This is a genomic window from Paraburkholderia sp. WS6 (assembly GCF_030464835.1).
Lineage (GTDB): Bacteria > Pseudomonadota > Gammaproteobacteria > Burkholderiales > Burkholderiaceae > Paraburkholderia > Paraburkholderia madseniana.
Map to the genome: position 1 here is coordinate 64,826 of NZ_JALQCK010000008.1, position 17,279 is coordinate 82,104.

The window sequence follows — 17,279 nt, forward strand, 5'->3', positions numbered from 1 at the left end:
GGGCGTAGATGCGAAGGACCTATTATAAAATCCGTCCTTTACTTTGACCTCGCGGCATCCGCACTCGTGACTTCCCGTCTATTTGCCCTGATTCCGTGCGCTGGCACCGGCAGCCGTTCCGGCGCCGCGATGCCCAAACAATATCGCACTGTCGCCGGTCGCGACATGTTGCATTACTCGCTGGCGGCTTTCGACGCCTGCAGCGAGTTTGTGCAAACCCTTGTCGTGATTGCCCCCGACGACCAGCATTTCGACGCCCGCCGCTTCAGCGGCCTGCGTTTCGCCGTGCGCCGCGCCGGCGGGGCGTCGCGCCAGGCGTCGGTGCTGAACGGGCTGCACGCGCTGGTCGAGTTCGGCGCGCACGACGACGACTGGGTGCTGGTGCACGACGCCGCGCGGCCGGGCATTACGCCTGGCTTGATCCGCACGCTGATCGGCGCGCTGAAGGACGACGCGGTGGGCGGCATCATGGCCTTGCCGGTGGCGGATACCTTGAAGCGGATCGACCCGGGTTCGTCTGACGGGCGGATTGCCCGCACGGAGGCACGAGATGGTCTGTGGCAAGCGCAGACGCCGCAGATGTTCCGCATCGGCATGTTGCGCGAGGCGATTTTGCGCGCGCAGGCGGACGGCCACGATTTGACCGACGAAGCGAGCGCGATCGAGTGGCTGGGACACGCACCCAGGCTGGTGCAGGGGAGTTTGCGTAACTTCAAGGTCACTTATCCGGAAGACTTCGATCTGGCCGAGGCGATTTTGTGCCGGCCGTCTTCGGCTTCCTGAATGGATAAATCAGATTTTAATCAATGGGCTTGAGGACTTGACGCATATGGATTTCAGAATTGGGCAGGGCTATGACGTGCATGCGCTGGTGCCGGGACGTCCGTTGATTATCGGCGGCGTGACGATTCCCTATGAGCGCGGGCTACTCGGACATTCGGATGCTGATGTGCTGTTGCATGCGATTACCGATGCTATTTTCGGCGCGGCCGCGATGGGCGATATTGGGCGGCATTTCTCCGATACGGATGCGAAGTTCGCTGGCGCGGATAGCCGGGTTTTATTGCGGGAGTGTTTTGCTCGCGTGACAGCGGCGGGGTTTTCTATCGCTAACGTGGATAGCAGCGTGGTGGCTCAGGCGCCCAAGCTGGCGCCGCATATCGAAGGGATGCGGGCTAATATCGCTGCGGATCTTAACCTGCCGGTTGAACGGGTTAATGTTAAAGCCAAGACTAATGAGAAGCTGGGCTACCTCGGGCGAGGCGAGGGCATTGAAGCGCAGGCAGCGGTTTTGTTGATCAAGAATTGATGCTGGGTTTTGGTGTTTGCGGTTCTTTCACAAAAACCATGAACGCGCAGCGAAAAAATCTTAATCCCGCTGCGCGCGAAAAAAACCTGTTCACCTTCAGCAGCAATATGCGGATTACAGCGTTGCGCCGCCGATCGGGCGGTTGCAAGGGCACTCTTCGTCCGTTTGCAGAGCGTCGAGAATACGCAGCACTTCTGTCGGGTTGCGGCCGACGTTCAGATTGTTCACCGAAACGTGTTGAATCGTATTGTCCGGATCGACGATGAACGTAGCGCGCAGCGCCACGCCGGCTTCCTTGTCGCGCACGCCGAGCTGGTCGATCAACTCGCCCTTCACGTCACCAAACGAATAGTGATTTAACCTGCTCAGGTCCTTTTGCTCGCGGCGCCAGGCCAGCTTGACGAATTCGTTGTCCACACTGCCACCGAGCAACACCGCGTCGCGCTCGTCGAAATCCTTGACCAGCTTGTCGAACTCGACGATTTCGGTCGGGCACACGAACGTGAAGTCCTTCGGATAGAAATAGATGATCTTCCACTTGTCCGGAAACGACTGCTCCGTGATCTCTTCGAACGCGGACACGCCGTTTTCTTCATGGTTGTTGAAGCCCGGCTTGGCCGCAGTGACGGTGAACGCTTCGACTTTATCGCCAACGGTTTTCATGCAGGGGCTCCTTCGTGAGATGGAAAAACAGCATGTTTGACGCTATCAGCTCGTCGGAACAACTACGTTGCACGTTTGCGAGTATGGCCCTATGAAGGTATCCGTTCAATAGTATCCATCTAACGCCTTGGGGGAGTTGTTACTCAACGCGGCCGGGGGGTGCACGGGCGACGCAACGCCCCTGCCGGTTCAGGCGCCTTTTGCGAGCGGAAACTCAATCGTGACCTCGAGGCCCGGGCCTGGTGTGCGATTGCGCAGACGCAGCGCGCCGCGATAGCGGCCTACCAGCCGCTGCACGATGGCCATGCCGAGGCCCGTGCCGTTCGCCTGGGTGCGCGCGGAATTCACGCGATAGAACGGTCGCGTGACAAGCGCCAATTGGTCTTCAGGAATTCCGGGCCCCTCGTCGACCACGGACAATTCGACCCGCGAGTGCGATACCCGCGTTTCCAGAATCACGTGCGGTATGCCGTCGCCGTCGCTCAAACCGTACTTGCGCGCGTTCTCCAGCAGATTGCCGACCACGCGCCGCATGTCGGTCTCATCCGCCTCGATCACCGCCGATGGCGCGAGGCGCGTAATCAGCCGCATGCTGTCCTCGCTTTGCATCCGCGCGGCAAGCTCGCCCGCGATCACCGACAGGTCGACCGGCTCCGGCACCCGCTGCACCGGACGGGCGTAATCGAGGAACCGACCGATGATCATGTCCATCTGCTCGATGTCGTCGACCATTGCATCTTTGGTGGCCTGGTCGGACGGGCTCATTTCGGTTTCGAGCCGCAGCCGCGCGAGCGGCGTGCGCAGATCGTGCGAGATACCGGCAAGCATCAGCGCGCGGTCGGCCTCGAGCTGTTCGAGGTCCTGCACCATCTGGTTGAAACTGCGATTGGTCTCGGCGGCCACGCCCATGCCGCGCTCGGGCAAGGGCTCTGGCGACTGGCCTGAGCCGACCTTGCGCGCGGCCATGGCGAGCCGGGCGAACGGGCGGTTCACGAGACTGGTGATGAACGCCGCGCCGAAAAGTGACAGCGCCAGCGCAAACACGCCCCAGCCGGCCCATTGCAGGCCCGTCGCGTTGTCCAGTTGATCGCGGTCGAGCGCCACCCAGTAATCGTCGTCGTCGATCTTGAAGCTGATCCAGACGCCGGGGATGTCGTTCACGCTCTGTGCAATGACCGTGTCGTCGCCGAGACGGCCACGAATGTCGTGTTCGATCAGCCGGTTCAGCGACTCGTCGGGCTGGAGTTTGTACTTGTCGGTGGTTTCGCGCGGGTATACGCGCACCCCTTCATTGCTCTCCAGATCCTGCAGCAAGGCGCGCCGCAGATCGGGATCGGAATAGAGGAGTGCGGTGCGCGTGAGCTTGACGATGGCGACCAGTTGCAACGCCACGCGCTGTGCGCGCGGCTCGCGTTCGATCACCCGAAAGCTCTGGAACCACGCGGCGAGACTGACTGCGATCAACAGTGCGATCAACAGAAAGGTCCGCCAGAAAAGGCCGCCGAACGCGAGCGTCAGGAGGCGCCGGTCGATCCGCATGGGCCCTTCTTATCTGGAACTATCTTGTATGGGACCGGAGTAATCGCGCGGAAGCGCGAACTCTGGTCGACTGCTTTGCATGGGACCAGAGCTAAGGCGCTAAAGCGCCAACTCTGGTCGACCGCTCTGCATGGGACCAGAGATAAGGCGCTAAAGCGCCAACTCTGGTCGACACTGGCAGGCGAGAGCAAACTCAGGCTGCACCGTCAGGAATGAACACGTAGCCGAGGCCCCAGACGGTTTGAATGAAACGCGGGCTGCCCGGATCCGGTTCGATCAGCTTGCGCAGACGCGAAATCTGCACGTCGAGACTGCGGTCGAACACTTCATATTCACGGCCGCGCGCCAGTTCCATCAGCTTTTCACGCGACAGCGGCTGACGCGGGTGACGCGCAAATACCTTTAGCACCGAGAACTCACCCGTGGTCAGCGGGATTTCCTGGCCGGCCTTGGTGAGCGTGCGGGTGGCCAGATTCAGCGCGAACTCGCCGAACTCGAACACCTCGGTGGTTTCGGACGGCGCCCCTGGCAACTCCGACGGCGATTGCCGGCGCAGTACTGCGTGAATCCGCGCGACCAGTTCGCGCGGGTTGAACGGCTTGGGCAGATAGTCGTCGGCGCCCATTTCGAGGCCGACGATACGGTCGACGTCTTCACCCTTGGCCGTCAGCATGATGATCGGCGTGCGGTCGTTGCTGCCGCGCAGGCGGCGGCAGATCGACAGGCCGTCCTCGCCGGGCAGCATCAGATCGAGCACCAGCAAGTCGAAGCGCTCACGCACCCAGAGCTTGTTCATGGACGGCGCGTTCTCGGCAACGTAGACATTGAAGCCCTGTTCACCGAGGTAGCGGCGCAGCAGATCGCGCAGGCGCGGATCGTCGTCGACGACGAGGATTTTCGAAGGGTTTTTGGTTTCCATGGTCGGCATCTTAGCGCGATTAGAAAGTAGCGCGCGGTTGCATCATTTATCGGGTTACAGTCAGTTACAAAATTTACCCGCACTGTGGCACGACGTAAAGCACGGGCAGGTAGACTCCTTTACTGAATGCGGCTGTTCGGTGGATACTTCACTCGACTAAAACTCTCGCACCCGGCTCGCTACCGGGGTTTGTATACGCATTTGAGGTAGCCGGTTGCCGCGCCACGAAGGGAACAACATGAAGGGAGGGGTTTGGCCGAATGTGCGCCTGAGCGTAATTGCACTGGCGATTGCCGGTACGCTTACAGGCACACTAGGACCAACGCTCGCCCACGCCCAGCCTTCGGCGGACAGAGTTGCGAGCGAACGCACGCCCAGGCCGCCAAATCCCAAAGCGAGTCGCCGCAACCCCAACGTCAATAACGACCGCCCTGCGTCAGACGTCATGTTGCGCACCGCAGTTCCCCCCGATCTCGATCAACGCCGTCGTGATGGTCATATGACGCCCGACGAACGGCGTCTGTTACGGCAGCACATCGAAGACGCTGTCCGCGAACTCTATAAGAGGTAGCTATTTCCGTGCCTGCTCCACGCACGCCGGTCGCGCTTTCTCCGCGCGTGAAAGATTTCGTTGCACTTCCCCCGTCAACTTTCCCGTTCCATCTGCCGTTGAGCCGCCAGAGCACAGCGCGTTTCGCATGCGCGAATGCCTTTTCGTGACGCCTCGCAACCGGATGACCGATGATGAAAGTGCTGACAGGCGGTAAAGGTGGGCGCTGGCTGGCAGTCACGGCTACTGCGCTCGCGGCCGTGACGTGGTGTGCGCCCGTGCCGGCCACGCAGCAGGGCACCACCCATGCCCCCCGCAACACGCATCGCGTGCCGGCTGCCGCATCGGCCGTTTCTCCCGCCGAGCAGGATATTCTCGACGCCGACGACGCGCGCTTCTTCCTGACGCGCGTCGGCTTTGCGCCCGATAGTGGCGAGGTCGCGCCGTACGTTGGCCTCACACGCGAGCAGGCGGTCGACAAAGTGCTCGCAACAGTCCGAACCGAAGCTGTCACACCGCTGCCGGACTGGGTGCTCGAACCCATCCCAACGCGCGACATTCGCAAGACATGGACGGACGATCAACGTCGCGACGAGCAGCGCCTGCGCGGCCAGCGTTACGAACTATTACGTGCGTGGTGGGTGCGCGAGATGCTGAGCACGCCGTCGCCGCTGACCGAGCGCATGACGCTCTTCTGGCACAACCACTTCACGTCCGGCCAGGACAAGGTCCAGTATCCGCAGCAGATGGCGCAGCAAAACATGCTGTTGCGCCGTGACGCGCTCGGCAACTTCGGCGAACTGTTGCACGACGTCGCGAAAGATCCGGCGATGCTGCAATACCTCGATGGCGCGAGCAATCGCAAGGGCAAGCCCAATGAAAACTTCGCGCGTGAAGTGATGGAGCTGTTCACGCTGGGCGAAGGGCACTACACACAACGCGACGTATCGGAAGCCGCGCGTGCCTACACCGGGTGGAGCCTCGATCCCGACACCCAGGCGTACGTGTGGCGCGCCAACCAGCACGACGATGGCGACAAGACCGTGCTCGGTCAAACCGGGCCGTTCGACGGCGATCAGGTGCTCGACATCCTGCTTGCGCGACCGGAGACCGCGACTTTTGTCACGACCAAGCTGTGGCGCGAGTTCGTCTCCGATACACCGGACCCCGCTCGCATCGCACCGATCGCCGCGCAGTTCCGCGCGAGTCATTACGATATCAAGGTCGCGCTGCGCGGCCTTTTCATGAGCGACGCGTTCTGGGACGACGGCGATCGCGGCGTCCTCGTGAAATCGCCGGTTGAGTTCGTGGTTGGGACATTGCGTGCGTTCGACATCGGCTACGACAACACGGCACCGTTCGCCGCGCAGATCCGTACGCTCGGCGAGAACCTGTTCTACCCACCCAACGTCAAAGGATGGCCGGGAGGTACGATATGGATCAATAGTTCGACGCTGCTGGCGCGCAAGCAATTCGTCGAGCAACTGTTTCGCGCGACTGAGACTGCCCGTCCGCAGCACATGAACAATCCGGTGGGCGCAAAGATCGCGGCGAGTGGCGCACCAGGCAATGTGCAGGCGAGTCCGCCGATGCAGCACGCGATGGCGCGTGTCGGCCCGGTCGGCCAGGGTGGCGTACGCTTTGACATCGACACGTGGCTTGCGCATTACAACACCGCGCCGACGGCGAAGCCGGGGCTGTCGGCGGAGCTTCAGTTGCAGCACGCGGTCTTGCCGCTCACACCGGTCGACGCGATCGAAACCGATTCGACCGCCAGCGCTTATCTGGAGGCGTTGCTGATGGACCCGGCTTATCAATTGAAGTGAGGAAGTGAGCAGCGCGGACCGGCGACGGAATTGAGCTGCTCATCCGTGTAACGCCGATGAGCAGCGCAAATAAACGATCCGTCGACGGCGGCACGACACGCGCCATGACAATCGAACGAGGTGCAGGATGAAACGACGCAGCTTTCTCTCGATGGGCGCAGCCGCCGGCGCGACGCTGTGGTTGCCACACGCGTTCGGTGCGCTGGCGGCAGAAGTGGGCGGCTCAACGAATCGAGGTTACGGCAACCTGCTGATCCTCGTCGAACTGAAGGGCGGCAACGACGGTTTGAATACCGTGATTCCGTTTGCCGATCCCACTTACTATCAACTGCGTAAAAACATCGGCATCAAACGCGAGCAGGCGATCCAGCTCGACGAGCGCACCGCGCTGCATCCGTCGTTGCAGCCGCTGATGCCGCTTTGGCAGAGCCAGCAACTGGCGATCGTGCAGGGCGTCAGCTACGCGCAGCCGAATCTGTCGCATTTCCGCTCGATCGAGATCTGGGACACCGCGTCGCGTTCGGATCAATATCTGCGCGAGGGCTGGCTCACACGTGCGTTCGCGCAGGCGCCGGTGCCCGCCGGTTTTGCCGCCGACGGCGTGGTGATCGGCAGCGCCGAAATGGGACCGCTCGCCAACGGCGCACGCGCGATCGCGCTGGTCAATCCGGCGCAGTTCGTCAAGGCTTCGCGCCTCGTCACGCCGGTGTCGCTGCACGAGCGCAATCCGGAGTTGGCGCACATTCTCGACGTCGAGAACGACATCGTGAAAGCCGCCGATCGTCTGCGCCCCACACAAGGTCAGGCGCAATTGAAGACGGTGTTTCCCGGTGGCGCATTCGGCGGTTCGATCAAGACGGCGATGCAGGTGCTCGCGGCTGGGAATACCCCGCAAGGTCAGCCGAAGAGCGGGCAGGGCGTCGCGGTGATCCGTTTGACGCTGAACGGCTTCGATACGCACCAGAACCAGCCGGGTCAACAGGCGGCGTTGCTCAAGCAACTGGCCGATGGGTTTGCGTCGATGAAGTCGGCGCTGGTGGAACTCGGCCGCTGGAACGAGACGCTGGTGATGACCTATGCCGAGTTTGGCCGGCGCCCGCGTGAGAATCAGAGCAACGGCACCGACCATGGCACCGTGGCGCCGCATTTCGTCATGGGCGGGCGAGTGCGGGGCGGTTTGTACGGCGTGCCGCCGGTGCTCGCGCGGCTCGACGGCAATGGTAACTTGCCGGTCGGCGTCGATTTTCAGCAACTCTACGCGACCGTGCTCGGGCCGTGGTGGGGGCTCGACGCGTCCGCGATCCTGCAGCAGCGGTTCGAGCCGCTGCCGTTGCTACGCGTCTGATGACGGACGGCGTTGCCTCATCGGCATGAGGTGGCGGCCGTTGTATCGCTCGCCTACCTGGCGCGCCACGCGATCCAGAGTTTGCGGATCGGCGTCAACGCAATGCGCTGATGCAGCATGTGATAGCCGTCACGTTCGATTTCATCCAGCAGCGCCAGGGCAAGTGCCGCCTGCGCCACGAGCGTGCGCTGCGAGCGGCGCTCATTCGCGGGCATGGCAGCGAGCGCTGCTTGCAACGCGTCGCGCGCCCGCTTGGTCTCGAAGCGCATCAGTTCGGTAAACGCATCGGAGTATTTCCGATTGATCAGATCCGCAGCGGTGACGTTAAAGCGCTGCATTTCATCGATCGGAATATAGATGCGGCCGTGGCGCGCATCATTGCCGGTTTCGGCGACGAACTGCGCAAGCTGCAGTGCCTCGCCGAGCGGCGCGGACCAGTTCGACGCCTGCGCGGTGTCTTTCGCCGTAGCACGCGCGACCAGCGACGCGAAGGTGCCGCCGACGCCTTGCACATAGCGCCGCAGATTCGGGTAGTCGAGATAGCGCGACTGGTCGAGGTCCATTTCGAAACCGGCGAGCAAGGCCTGCAACTCGGGATATTCGGCCTCTACGTTAGGCAGATAAGCCGCCAGTGCCTTGGAAACCGGATGTGACGGTGAGCCCGAAGCCAGCGCAGCGAGTTCGTTTTGCCACCACGCGAGTTTGGTGCGGCCGATGGCCGGATCACTGGTTTCCTTAACGGTTTCCTCGAACTCGCGACGCAGCGCGAACAGCGCGGTCAGGAGCGGTTGGCTCGCCGCGGGCGCCTGCCGAAGCGCATAGTAAGTGCTCGATCCGGGCGGCGCCGCTTTCTGGTGGCAGTATTCGTCGAAATTCACGGGATAGGAATGTGGGGAAGGGCAGGCGAACAGGGGCACGGTGTGCGTGCGTTTAGCCAAAAATTGTAGCATCGACGCCCCGCGGGGCGATGCACGAGCAAATGCAGACAAGTGCGAATCAATCGGTTAGAATCTCGCGCTTACGCTTTCGGGCGCGGGTTTTAACGCGGCCGTGAGCATGCAGGACATCGGGTAGAACGCACAGCGCTTTGCCCGGCTGCGAGGGTGGCGAAATTGGTAGACGCACCAGGTTTAGGTCCTGACGCCCGCAAGGGTGTAGGGGTTCGAGTCCCCTCCCTCGCACCATCCCTGTGTAGTAGAGAACCCGTTAAGCAGAGAACCCCGTTAAGTCTTTGGACTGGCGGGGTTTTTTGTTTTTCGTGTGACTTCGCGCCAGGCCTTGCGTGCCCGGCTGCGCTCAAGCGTCCGGTGCTGGCGGTTGCGGTTCGGCTTGCGTGCCTGGCAACTCGGCTTGCACGGCGCCTTCGAGAAAGCGGCGGGTCGATTCGAACGCCTGCAGCATCTGATCGGGCCACGGCGTTTGCAGCATGACCGCCTGGTGGTTTTCGAACGACGATGACAACAGTTTTGCCAGCTCAGGCGAGCGCAGATGACGCAGCAGCACACTGACGGCGATCGCCGTCGCCTGGCTCGCGCCGGCGGTTTGAAGTTCCGAGGCGGTGAGGGCCGCTACCTGTTTGTTGATGTCCACTGAAGCTTCCCTGGATGAAATGGGGGTGACTGAAGGCCTGGTGGCCGATCCCGAATTTTGACATGCTTGGCGGGTTGCCGCGAACGCGGCTGCCTCGCCGGGTCTGCCGTGTTCGAAGTGTGACGATGGTTTTCAGCGCGGTCAGGCTATTAAGCAATATGGAGTTGGGCACCGCTGCCGGATTTGTCCATGTAATCGGTGTGCCCATCGAGTTGCGCCTGAGATCGGGTGCTATCCGTTGTCACCCATATTGCGTAGATTGTTAATGCACGCTATACGCTCGTGCCTACCCGCCGGCGGATTAATCTGGGGAAACAAGCGCGCAAAGTTGGAAAAAACCGATATGCATCAGCAAATAAGCGTGACGATTCGACTGCGCTCGCTCGATGGCTCGAAAGCGCGCTTTACGTGGTATTCTGCGCGCCGCTTTTCGCCGTATTGCTGACGCGATATTCTCGGATTAATCCGGGCGACAAATGGATCTCGCAACAGAAGACAATAAAAGAGGGATGCGATGAGCGTGATATTTGCCGTGATCGGCGTGGTGGTCGGGATAATCGCCGCCGTCTCGAACGATTTCTCGATCGGCTTCGGTGCGTTGATGGGGGGAGTGGCCGGGGTTGCGCTCGCACGTCTGCTGCAAAAGAAGCGCCCGGACATCGCGAACGAACCCGCGTCCAAGCCTGTTACGGCCGATATCCTGAGCCCACCTGGCAGCCCATCCGGCGAACTGGCCGCGCGCGTCGAGCAACTTGAGCGCGAGATCGTCGCTCTGCGCGGCGAGATCCACGAATTGCGGGCCAGCGTCACCGGCGCATCGGCGACTGAAAGCGCGGATGGTGAGCCTGCGACGTTCAAACTGCGTCCGGCCAATGTCGTGCCGCGTTCGTACGCGATGCCGCCCGCAGCGGGGCAGAAGCCGCATCGCGAGTTTCAGGCAACGCCTACGCAGCCGGCAGCCGTACGCTCGACGGTGAGCGCCAGCGCGGTTACGCCGCCCGCGATGGCCGGTACGCCCGCGTCAAGCGAGCCGAGCGCATCGAGCACGCTGAATGCTGAGTCACTCAGCCCAATGGCGTTGCCGCCGTCCGCCGGATCGCCTCTGCCGTTGCCGCCGTCCGCCGGGCCAGCGCTTTCCACCGACCCTCTGCCAGCGCAAACCCCGCCAGCACCACCGCGCGGTCCCGGTTTCGCCGAACGCATCTTCAAAAGTGGCCGTGACTGGCTATTCGGCGGCAACACGGTTGTGCGGGTCGGCATCATCGTGCTGTTCTTCGGCATTGCGTTCCTGCTCAAATACGCGGCCGACAACAGCCTGCTGCCGATCGAATTCCGCCTCGCCGGCGTCGCGCTTGCCGCAACCGTGCTGATCGGACTCGGCTGGCGCATCGGCGAGCGCCGCGGCGCCTACGGGCTGATCCTGCAGGGCGGTGGCGTCGGCGTGCTCTATCTGACCGTGTTCGCCGCAACCAGGCTCTACCATCTGCTGCCGGCAGGCGCAGCCTTGCCGTTGATGATCGCGATCTGCGGCTTGAGCGCGCTTCTGGCGGTACGGCAGAACGCGTCGTCGCTGGCCTTCATGGGCAGTGCAGGCGGTTTCCTCGCACCGGTGCTCCTCTCGACGGGCGGCGGCAGTCACGTGATGCTGTTCAGCTACTACGCGCTGCTCAACGCGGGCATTTTCGCGATCGCGTGGTTCAAGGCGTGGCGTCCCCTGAATCTGCTCGGTTTCGTGTTCACGTTTTCGATCGGCGCCGCGTGGGGCGTGACGGCTTACCGGCCCGAGCTGCTTGCCAGCACCGAACCGTTCCTGATCCTGTTCTTCCTGATGTATGTCGGCATCGCGTTGCTCTACGCGGTGCGCCGCGAGGTCGCGCTCAAGCATTACGTCGACGGCACGCTGGTGTTCGGCACGCCGCTCGTCGCGATTGGTCTGCAAGCGGCGATGATGAAAGGCACCGAATTCGGTCTCGCGTGGAGCGCGGTGGCGCTGGCCGCGTTCTACCTCGCGATTGCGGCCTGGCTGGCGCGGCGGCGCGCGCACCTTGGCATGATGTTCGAGGCCATGCTCGCGCTGGCCGTGATCTTCGCCACGCTCGCTGTCCCGCTTGCTTTCACCGGACCGACCACGAGCGCGACCTGGGCAATCGAAGGCGCCGCGATCACCTGGCTTGCTGTGCGTCAGCGGCGCCTGATCGCGTTTGGCTTCGGCTTGCTGATGCAACTGGCCGCGGCGGGCGCGTATGTGGTCGGCACGCTCGCGCAGATCGATGCCGCGCATGCGTGGCCGGTGCTCAACGGCGCGTACATCGCGAGCGTGCTGATCGCGGTCGCGGGCATCTTCACGGGATGGCGGTTGCATGGGCGCAGCGAGGCGGGCGCGTGGCACGCATGGATGCCGCAGATCGGCCTTGTCGCTGGCGTGTGGGGGGTGTTGTGGTGGGTCTCTGGCGGTCTCCACGAAATCGACGCGTACGCGCAGGCGCATCTTGCATATGATCGCGATCGTTTCGAGACTGCCGTCGTCGCGCTGTTCGCCGTTCTGACAGCGTGGCTCGCGCACGGCGCGCGCCGCAAGCTTCGTTGGCCGCTCGCCGAACTGCCGGCGCTGGCGCTCGTACCGGTTCTCGCTCTGCTGATGTTGAGTCTGTTCATGTTGAGCATGGCGCCGGTCAGTGGTTACGGTTGGCTGGTGTGCGCTGTTGCCGCCGCGTCTACCTACTTGTTGCTGTGGCGTCAGCAGCGCGACGTCGGTCATCGTGTGCTTGCGCCGCTTCATACACTGATGTTCTGGACAGCCGGCGCGCTCATCGCGCTCGAAGGCTATTGGGGCTTGCGCGCCTACGTGCCGGAAGGCGCATGGAGCTGGAGTGCGTGGGCTTATGGCTTCGGCATTCTGCTGTTGTTGGTGGCGGGCGTCGGGCATCGTTTGCGCTGGCCGGTCGCGCGTTTCGTAACGGCCTATCAGGTGTGGGCAGCGACGCCGCTCGCCGCCTTGCTGTGGGTGTGGAGCATCGCGAGTGTGACGAGCGACGGCAGCGCCGCGCCGCTCTTCTGGCTACCGATTCTCAATCCGCTGGATGTGGCGCAGATCCTCTCGTTGATCGCCTGCGCCGTGTGGCTGCGGCGGCTGCGCGCACTCGGTGTGCACTGGCATCCGCGAGCGTTCGACTACGCGGTGCTCGCCACGCTCTTCCTATGGTTCAACGCATTGCTGCTGCGCACGCTGCATCATCATTTCCATGCGGCGTACGATGTCGATGCGGTGCTGGCGTCGTTCAATTTTCAGCAGGTGTTTCTGGTCGGCTGGAGCGCGTTTGCATTTGCCGGGCTGTGGCTCGCGCGTCGCGACAGCATCGTGCGCTTGTGCGCGATCGCGTCGACGCCGCTCGTGCTGGTGATGTGGGTCTGGACGTTCTACGCGAACCTGACACAGGACGGCGGCGCGTGGGCGCGGCTGCCGCTGCTCAATCCGCTCGACCTGGTGCAGGCGGTGATTTTTGCGCTGGCGGCGTTGTGGCTCGTGCGCATCAGCCGCCTGGGTGTGCCGGTCGGCGAATACCGTGTGCCGTTGCAGGTGGCGGTCGGCGTGACCGGATTCATCTGGCTCAACGCGATGCTGCTGCGCACGCTGCATCACTGGATCGGCGTGCCGTATCAGCTCGACGAGATGTCACGCTCGATGCTCGTGCAGGCTTCGATATCGGTGTTCTGGACAGTCTGCGCATTGGCTATGATGATCTGGGCAACTCGCCGGGCCAGCCGGATATTCTGGTTCATCGGCGGTGGCCTGCTGGCGGTGACCGTCGTCAAGCTGTTCCTGTTCGATTTGTCGCACGTGACGGGTATCGAACGGATCGTGTCGTTCATCGGTATCGGCCTGATGCTGCTGCTGATCGGCTACTTCTCGCCGTTGCCGCCCAAAGCGGCAGTTCTGGAAACTGAGCAATGAAGCGTGTCTTGATAGCGGCGGGGTGGTGTCTTGCGATCTCGTCTGTGTGGGTATCGACGGCGGCCGTTGCGGCCGATCGTTTTGCGCAGCGTTTTGCGCTCGAACTCGAAAGCGGCGCCGCCTATTACAGCGTGACGCTTCCGGCTACCGTCTACGCTGCCAGCCAGCGCAACGATCTCGGCGACGTGCGCGTATTCAATGGCGCCGGCGAACCTGTGCCTTATTCGCTCGACGCGCCACGTGAGTCGGCCCGCGCACCGGCCACATTGCGGCCGGTGCACTGGTTTCCCTTGCCGCCCGCCGCTTCGGGCAGCACCGGTGCGCCACTCGGCGTGACGATCGCCGCCGACGGATCGCTGCGGGCAACGTCAGCGCCGCCCGATCGCGCACAACATGACACCGACCTGATCGACGTCACGCGCGAGGCGCGGGGCGAAGCTCGGGTCGAGGCATTGGTCGTGCATGTGCGTGACGACAATTACCAGGGGCGCGTCAGCGTCGAGTCGAGTGACGATCTGCGCAACTGGCAACCCGCGGGCGAGGCGCAACTGCTCAAGGTCAGCTACAACGGCAGCACGCTGAGCCAGGATCGCATCGAACTCAACGGGATGCGCGCGCGTTATCTGCGCTTGCACTGGCTCGACGGCGCGCCGTATGTCGAATCGATCGACGCTCAGGTGCAGGTGGCCAGCGCCGGCGCGGCGCAGCGCGCGGATATGCAACGGCAATGGCGCGAAGGTATCGTGGCCCGCCCGGGGCCGAAAACCGGCGAGTATTTCTTCGAGACCGGCGGGCCTTACCCCGTCGATCGTTTGCGCCTGAATCTCCCACAGCCGAATACCGTGGCGCCGGCCGTCGTCTATTCGCGCTCGGGTCTGGAGACGGCGTGGCGAGAGGTATCGAGCGCGACGCTGTTCCGCTTGCATAACGGCACGGTGGAGCAGAGCAATCCATCGCTTGAAATGGCGCCCGACACGGATCGCCAATGGCGCGTGGTGGTCGACACCCGCAATGGCGGTTTGGGAAGCGGCGCGTTGACCGTCGCCGCGGGCTGGCGTCCGGCGACGCTCACGTTCGTCGCGCGCGGCGCTGAGCCGTTCACGCTGGCGGTGGGGAGTGCGGCTGCGGTGTCGTCGGCGGTGAGCCGGGTGGATCTGCTGATGGGCGCTTCGTCGGTTGCCGTGGCGGCGCGGCTGGGTGAGGAACTGCCCGTTGGGCAGGAGGCTGACGCGCAGTCATCGGGCAAAGACCCCGATGCGATGCGGCGCTATATGTTGTGGGCCGCTTTGTTGCTGGCCGTCGGCTCGCTCGGCGCGATCGCCTGGCGGCTTGCGCGTGGCGCTCAGGGGCAGGCCGGGGCTCAGGCTGGGGGAGTGGCCGATGGCGGCGGTGGAGTGGGTGGCGCGGCCGGCGCCGGCGGATTGGCAGGCGATGCGCTCGGCGAGTCAGGCGCGGCGAGCGCTACAGCCAAGGACGCAGGCACCGCCAGCGCTGACGGTCAAAGCACCGAAAAGAAGTGACTTCGGTGCGGGCGTATTTCGGCGTAGAGGATTGCAAGAAGCCGAGCAATTGGAAGGTGCCCTGGGGCTGCACTGCAGTCGCGGAATCGCGCCGCACAGAGCGATCGCGCGGCGCCAGAGGATTGCACGGCGCGGGCACGCCGCGGCTGGGCGCGCCGTTACTTACTCCTCGCGCTCCGACATCGTGTTGATGATCTTGTCCAGCGCCCCGCCGAACGCGAGTTTTTCCTGTTCGTCGAGGCAGTCGAACATATCCCCGTTCCACTTACGCGCGATCGGCATCACCTTGCGATAGAGCGCGCGGCCTTCAGGGGTTAGCGACACCAGCACGACGCGCCCGTCTTCGGCGCTCGGTTCGCGCTTGACGAGTCCTTGTTTGATCAACGCCTCAGCCGCACGGCTCGCCTGACTCTTGTCGAGGTTGGCGTGCCGCGCCAGTTCCATGATCGAAAACGGTCCGAACGAGCCCACCGACGCAACCACCCTTGCTTCAGGCAATGTCACGTCCAGTTTGTCCTGATAGCGCTCGCTGATGCCACGCTCGGCGAGTTTGTTCAGGACATGCAGACGGTACGTAAGCAACTGTTCGAGTCCGGTTCTGGCGGAGGCCTTCATTGTCTTCCCGTGATGAGTGGCGCGGTCGTGGCGCTGTGATTGTTGCCGCAACCGTTCCGTCGGTCAACGCGCGCCGTATTTCAGGCGCGTCAACTGTTCGGCCGCGTCCGCCAGCAAACGCGCCGCGTCGCGAATCGCAACCTCGAGCGTGATCGGCCCCGGGGCCGGAGAGAAGCAGCCATTGAAGTATTCGGCGAGGCGCGGTAGCGCCGCTGAGTCGACCGCGCCGGAGAGCAGCGTGGCCGGCACGCCCGCCGCCTGCGCATGACGGCAAGCAATGAACGGCGCCTTACCGTGCAGCGTTTGCACGTCCGAGCGCCCTTCGCCGGTGATCAGCCAGTTCGCGCCCTCAAGCGCTGCGTCCAGGCCGATCTGGCGCGCGACGGTTTCCGCGCCCGGCTCGAACTGCGCACCGAGCATGTGCAGCGCAAAGCCGAGGCCACCGGCCGCACCCGCGCCGGGTTGGTCGCGTGCCGTGCGCCCTAGCGCGGCCTCGAGCAGATCGGCGAAGCGGGCGAGGGCGGCGTCGATCGGGGCAACCTGTTCCGGCTTCACACCCTTTTGCGGACCGAACACCGCGGTTGCGCCGTGATCGCCGGTCAGGGGGTTATCCACGTCCGACATGCCGACGAACTGCGTGTCCGCGAGGCGAGCGTCAAGTTGCGACACGTCGAGGCGCGCCACGCGCGCGAGTTGTTCGGGCGTGGCGTCGAGTTCTTTGTCCTGTGCGTCGAAAAGTTTCAGCCCGAGGCCGGCCAGCAAGCCGGCGCCACCGTCGTTCGTGCTGCTGCCGCCGAGCGCGACGAAAAAGCGCCGCACGCCTGCATCGAGCAGCGCGCGAATCGCTTCGCCCATACCGCGCGTGCTGCGCGCCTCGACCGGTACGCCCATGCCGACCGGATCGGTAATGCCGACGATTTCCGCCGTTTCGATGATCGCGCTGCCATCCGCAAGCAGGCCGGTGAGTGCTTCACGCACCGGACCGGCCGCACCGCGCACGCTCAGCTTGCGGCGTTCGCCGCCACTCGTGAGCATGGCGTCGAGCGTGCCTTCCCCGCCGTCGGCCATCGGACAGATGCGCACGCTGGCGTCCGGCCGGGAGCGCTGGATGCCGGACGCAATCGCCTGTGCGACCTGTTCCGCGCTGAGCGAACCTTTGAAGGAATCGGGAGCAATGACGACGACAGGCGAGGACGGCAAATTCGGCATGATGTCTCTGAATGGTTGGAGTCGTTGCGAGGGCGGGTGAATTGAACAGATGCGGGCGCAGCCCCGAGCGCGTCCGTAAGCTTATCAGCATGGGCGCGCCGACTGAATATGTCGAATGGCATAGCCGGGATTGTCCGTGAAGGGGCGTGCGGGATCCATCCGTGCGAACGCGGGCGGCAGGCGCGACGCTATCGGTCGCGCAGGCGCTTCCGGAGGAAGCGTGGAAGGCGAAAGGGATCGTC

General features: G+C 63.5%; 14 protein-coding genes and 1 tRNA gene. 8 read left to right on the forward strand and 7 right to left on the reverse strand.

All coding sequences use genetic code 11. From position 1 onward, the window contains the following. Positions 1-66: 66 nt before the first annotated feature. Positions 67-783, forward strand: coding sequence for a 2-C-methyl-D-erythritol 4-phosphate cytidylyltransferase (ispD, locus tag M0D64_RS12040; RefSeq protein WP_266257852.1), 717 nt, complete (start codon positions 67-69; stop codon positions 781-783). 46 nt (positions 784-829) lie between these two features. Next, positions 830-1,309: a 2-C-methyl-D-erythritol 2,4-cyclodiphosphate synthase gene (gene ispF, locus M0D64_RS12045; protein WP_074285992.1), complete on the forward strand. Its 480-nt coding sequence runs from the start codon at positions 830-832 to the stop codon at positions 1,307-1,309. Between the two features lie 114 nt (positions 1,310-1,423). Here ispF and M0D64_RS12050 read toward each other — a convergent pair whose 3' ends face one another. From M0D64_RS12050 to ompR, 3 genes are all read right to left on the reverse strand, one after another. After that, positions 1,424-1,972, reverse strand: a complete 549-nt coding sequence (locus M0D64_RS12050) for a peroxiredoxin (protein ID WP_154563139.1) — start codon at positions 1,970-1,972, stop codon at positions 1,424-1,426. Positions 1,973-2,161: 189 nt separating this feature from the next. Continuing rightward, positions 2,162-3,511 (reverse strand): ATP-binding protein, encoded by a 1,350-nt coding sequence (locus tag M0D64_RS12055; protein WP_054039512.1) that lies wholly within the window; start codon positions 3,509-3,511, stop codon positions 2,162-2,164. 193 nt (positions 3,512-3,704) lie between these two features. Then, positions 3,705-4,430, reverse strand: a complete 726-nt coding sequence (gene ompR / locus M0D64_RS12060; protein ID WP_033379433.1) for a two-component system response regulator OmpR — start codon at positions 4,428-4,430, stop codon at positions 3,705-3,707. Positions 4,431-4,668: 238 nt separating this feature from the next. Here ompR and M0D64_RS12065 point away from each other — a divergent pair, with 238 nt between their 5' ends. The 3 genes from M0D64_RS12065 to M0D64_RS12075 all read left to right on the forward strand — a co-directional run bounded on the left by M0D64_RS12065 (position 4,669) and on the right by M0D64_RS12075 (position 8,151). Next, entirely contained in the window at positions 4,669-5,001 is a 333-nt protein-coding gene (locus M0D64_RS12065) for a hypothetical protein (protein ID WP_266257853.1), read from the forward strand. Between the two features lie 170 nt (positions 5,002-5,171). Then, a complete protein-coding gene (locus tag M0D64_RS12070; protein ID WP_266257854.1) occupies positions 5,172-6,806 on the forward strand; it encodes a DUF1800 family protein in 1,635 nt (544 codons plus the stop codon). A gap of 127 nt (positions 6,807-6,933) precedes the next feature. Continuing rightward, positions 6,934-8,151 carry a DUF1501 domain-containing protein gene (locus tag M0D64_RS12075; protein WP_266257855.1) on the forward strand — a complete coding sequence of 406 codons (1,218 nt, stop codon included), beginning with the start codon at positions 6,934-6,936 and terminating at the stop codon, positions 8,149-8,151. Between the two features lie 53 nt (positions 8,152-8,204). Here M0D64_RS12075 and M0D64_RS12080 read toward each other — a convergent pair whose 3' ends face one another. Beyond that, the gene (locus tag M0D64_RS12080; RefSeq protein WP_266257977.1) at positions 8,205-9,029 is read right to left on the reverse strand and encodes a squalene/phytoene synthase family protein; all 825 of its coding nucleotides are present in this window, start codon (positions 9,027-9,029) and stop codon (positions 8,205-8,207) included. Positions 9,030-9,248: 219 nt separating this feature from the next. Between M0D64_RS12080 and M0D64_RS12085 the strand changes: the two genes are divergently transcribed. Continuing rightward, positions 9,249-9,335: transfer RNA gene (locus tag M0D64_RS12085), tRNA-Leu, on the forward strand. 112 nt (positions 9,336-9,447) lie between these two features. On the opposite strand, the gene M0D64_RS12090 is transcribed toward M0D64_RS12085, so the two are convergent. Then, positions 9,448-9,741, reverse strand: coding sequence for a hypothetical protein (locus M0D64_RS12090; protein WP_266257856.1), 294 nt, complete (start codon positions 9,739-9,741; stop codon positions 9,448-9,450). Positions 9,742-10,255: 514 nt separating this feature from the next. Between M0D64_RS12090 and M0D64_RS12095 the strand changes: the two genes are divergently transcribed. Further along, a complete protein-coding gene (locus M0D64_RS12095) occupies positions 10,256-13,693 on the forward strand; it encodes a DUF2339 domain-containing protein (RefSeq protein WP_266257857.1) in 3,438 nt (1,145 codons plus the stop codon). Further along, on the forward strand, positions 13,690-15,213 hold the full coding sequence (locus M0D64_RS12100; protein ID WP_266257858.1) for a DUF3999 domain-containing protein: 1,524 nt from the start codon (positions 13,690-13,692) through the stop codon (positions 15,211-15,213). The genes M0D64_RS12095 and M0D64_RS12100 overlap by 4 nt, the downstream gene beginning before the upstream one ends. A 162-nt stretch (positions 15,214-15,375) precedes the next feature. Here the strand turns inward: M0D64_RS12100 and M0D64_RS12105 are convergent, their stop codons facing one another. After that, positions 15,376-15,828 (reverse strand): MarR family winged helix-turn-helix transcriptional regulator, encoded by a 453-nt coding sequence (locus M0D64_RS12105; protein ID WP_266257859.1) that lies wholly within the window; start codon positions 15,826-15,828, stop codon positions 15,376-15,378. Positions 15,829-15,891: 63 nt separating this feature from the next. Then, positions 15,892-17,037: a glycerate kinase gene (locus M0D64_RS12110; RefSeq protein WP_266257860.1), complete on the reverse strand. Its 1,146-nt coding sequence runs from the start codon at positions 17,035-17,037 to the stop codon at positions 15,892-15,894. Between the last annotated feature and the right edge of the window lie 242 nt (positions 17,038-17,279).

Excerpts from the sequence above, each read along its gene's own strand:
- ispF (WP_074285992.1), top strand. The coding sequence starts at position 830 with ATGGATTTCAGAATTGGGCAGGGCTATGACGTGCATGCGCTGGTGCCG.
- M0D64_RS12050 (WP_154563139.1), bottom strand. The coding sequence starts at position 1,972 with ATGAAAACCGTTGGCGATAAAGTCGAAGCGTTCACCGTCACTGCGGCC.
- M0D64_RS12055 (WP_054039512.1), bottom strand. The coding sequence starts at position 3,511 with ATGCGGATCGACCGGCGCCTCCTGACGCTCGCGTTCGGCGGCCTTTTC.
- ompR (WP_033379433.1), bottom strand. The coding sequence starts at position 4,430 with ATGGAAACCAAAAACCCTTCGAAAATCCTCGTCGTCGACGACGATCCG.
- M0D64_RS12065 (WP_266257853.1), top strand. The coding sequence starts at position 4,669 with ATGAAGGGAGGGGTTTGGCCGAATGTGCGCCTGAGCGTAATTGCACTG.
- M0D64_RS12070 (WP_266257854.1), top strand. The coding sequence starts at position 5,172 with ATGATGAAAGTGCTGACAGGCGGTAAAGGTGGGCGCTGGCTGGCAGTC.
- M0D64_RS12075 (WP_266257855.1), top strand. The coding sequence starts at position 6,934 with ATGAAACGACGCAGCTTTCTCTCGATGGGCGCAGCCGCCGGCGCGACG.
- M0D64_RS12095 (WP_266257857.1), top strand. The coding sequence starts at position 10,256 with ATGAGCGTGATATTTGCCGTGATCGGCGTGGTGGTCGGGATAATCGCC.
- M0D64_RS12100 (WP_266257858.1), top strand. The coding sequence starts at position 13,690 with ATGAAGCGTGTCTTGATAGCGGCGGGGTGGTGTCTTGCGATCTCGTCT.
- M0D64_RS12105 (WP_266257859.1), bottom strand. The coding sequence starts at position 15,828 with ATGAAGGCCTCCGCCAGAACCGGACTCGAACAGTTGCTTACGTACCGT.
- M0D64_RS12110 (WP_266257860.1), bottom strand. The coding sequence starts at position 17,037 with ATGCCGAATTTGCCGTCCTCGCCTGTCGTCGTCATTGCTCCCGATTCC.